At 58.5% G+C, this 2,132-nt stretch carries 2 protein-coding genes; both read right to left on the minus strand.

The window, feature by feature from the left end; genetic code table 11:
• On the minus strand, window positions 1-709 hold a 709-nt coding region (locus A2I95_RS33160; RefSeq protein WP_291736668.1), incomplete at its 3' end, for a nitrate- and nitrite sensing domain-containing protein.
• A 535-nt stretch (window positions 710-1,244) separates the two neighbouring features.
• On the minus strand, window positions 1,245-2,132 hold an 888-nt coding region (locus A2I95_RS33165; RefSeq protein ID WP_291736670.1), incomplete at its 5' end, for an AcvB/VirJ family lysyl-phosphatidylglycerol hydrolase.

The raw sequence follows: 2,132 nt of genomic DNA on the forward strand, positions 1-2,132 counted from the left end.
CCTCCAGAACTTCGGTGCGGATGCCAGGCAGTCCGGTTGGTTCCAGGCCCTGGCGGATGTTCAGTTCAGGCAGCATCTGGCCAAATGCAAGGCCCGCGATGTCGAGAAGCTGTTTCTCCACGGCATTTGTTCCGGTGAACCAACTGTAGATGTTCAGGTTGAAACTGCCTTGGCCAAAGCCCGCAGCACCGGCAGCCCGCTGCTGGCCTGCAGCTTCCTTGGCGTAGGCGAGGCTGACGAGACCGGCGCTGAGCTGTGCCAACTCTGCGTTTTTCTGATGCAGAAGCTGGTTGCCTGTGTCTTGTAGAATGCTGGCGATCATTGCGGAATAGCGGGCCCCCATCTGGCCCGGTGTCAGCTCTTGCGAAGTGACTGAGCCGCGCAATGCCGCAAGCTGATCCAAATGTTCTACGATGCTGGCCGCCGATTGCGGAACATTTTGCACAGCAGCGTCCACTTCGGTCCTGGTATCAGTCAGATCAGCCGTGCCGGCTTGCCCGGCCGAGGACAGGTAAACTGCTGACAAGCCGCGCTCAACCTGCAGGAAGTGGACAACTTTCATCAGAGCCACGGATTCGCGGGTCTGTTCCTGCGAGACCTGTGCACTTTGGAAGCGGTCCCAATCCGTCAAAGCTTTGAAGCCGCCGATACCAGCCAGCGCGATGAACGGGACAGCGATCAGTGCAAGGATTTGCGATCGTAATGACATTTTTTTCCCCAAACAAGAATACACGCAAAACGCAAGTGTACTTCAGTGCAAACCCACTTAAGGAGGGGCATATAACATATAGTGAATGTTATATTGGATACGGAGTTTCTCATGCGTGAGAAATATTGAGATTGCCTTTATATGCGGCAGATTTCGGCAGTTCCTGACGCAAAACGCTGAATTGATAGGCTGTAAATGCCGGATTATTTTTTTGAGAATACTGATTTTTTGGGAAAAGTGTTTTTTTACAGTGTTTTACAGGTGTTTTAGGGGCTTAAGGCCGACTGGATGCTTTTTGCTGCAGAGTACTTAAAACTTTAGCGTTCAACGGACAGCGGGCCGGTTTGGAATTTGCCGGGAGACACTCAGTTTGTTTCCCGGTTCATGGAGCTGGCGGCGATGCTGCAACAGGCTTGCATCCCGGCGGTGGTGGAGGATGGGCTGCGAGCCTGACGGGGACACTGTCCTTCCGGCAGCTCATTGTCTTCAGGCCGTGCAGCCGGAAATCCCGTGTCACGCAGCCGGGGTTCCGGGGCTAGGGACCTGAAGACGCCAACGTTGCGAGGGCATCGGCAATGCGGCTGTAATCTTTGCCCAAGTGGTGCCCGCCGTTGAACTCCAGCCGTTGAGCACCAGGTTGCCGCACAAGCGGGCAGGCGCTGACGGTTTCCTTGAGGCCATACAGGCACAAAACCCGTTCAGGCGGCAGGCTGGCGGCTAAAACGTCAATCGCCGGGGCCACCTCAACCGAGCCGGTCTGCCGGCCCAGCCATCCGCCAACAACGATTTCAAAACCGGTATGGGTCTCAGGCGCGATCAGGCCAACACCTGCCAGCCGAGCCAGAAAATCCTCTGGCAACACTGCGGCGGCGAAGGGCAGGGTGCTGGCGCCAAGCGAGAACCCCAGCAGCAGAATCTTGTCCTGCCTGAACGCGCGGCGGAAATGAGAGTCGATGCGGACAAGATCCGCGGCGATCTGCTCTGGGCGTTTCTCCTGCCACATGTAGCGCAAGCTGGAGATACCGGCCACCGGGATGCCCCGTGCTGCCAGCCAGTCGGACAAGCTGCTCGTCAAAATTGGCCCAACTGCCATCCCCGGACAGAAAGATGGCGTAGGTATCTCTGGCTGGCGCAACCGCCTGCTGGTGAATGGTAAGAGGCAGGATGTCCAAGCCAGAGCAGGCTGCGCGATGTCCAGCCATCGCACCGGGGCCTTGCCAGCCTGCGCGTCTTCCAGGGCGTTGCCTGCGCAGGGCACAGGGGATGCATCGAATTGCACGGTGACGAGCCCCTTGAAGCTGTTGGGCGCGGCGGCGGCTTGGAGGGCGATGGCCGCGCCTTCGCCATAGCCGGACAGAACCGGAGAGCGGGCCAGGGCGTCCTGCTGCTGCTGGGTGCGGCGGGCCAGGCCGGACAAAAGCGG

Source organism: Leisingera sp. F5 (assembly GCF_001593695.1).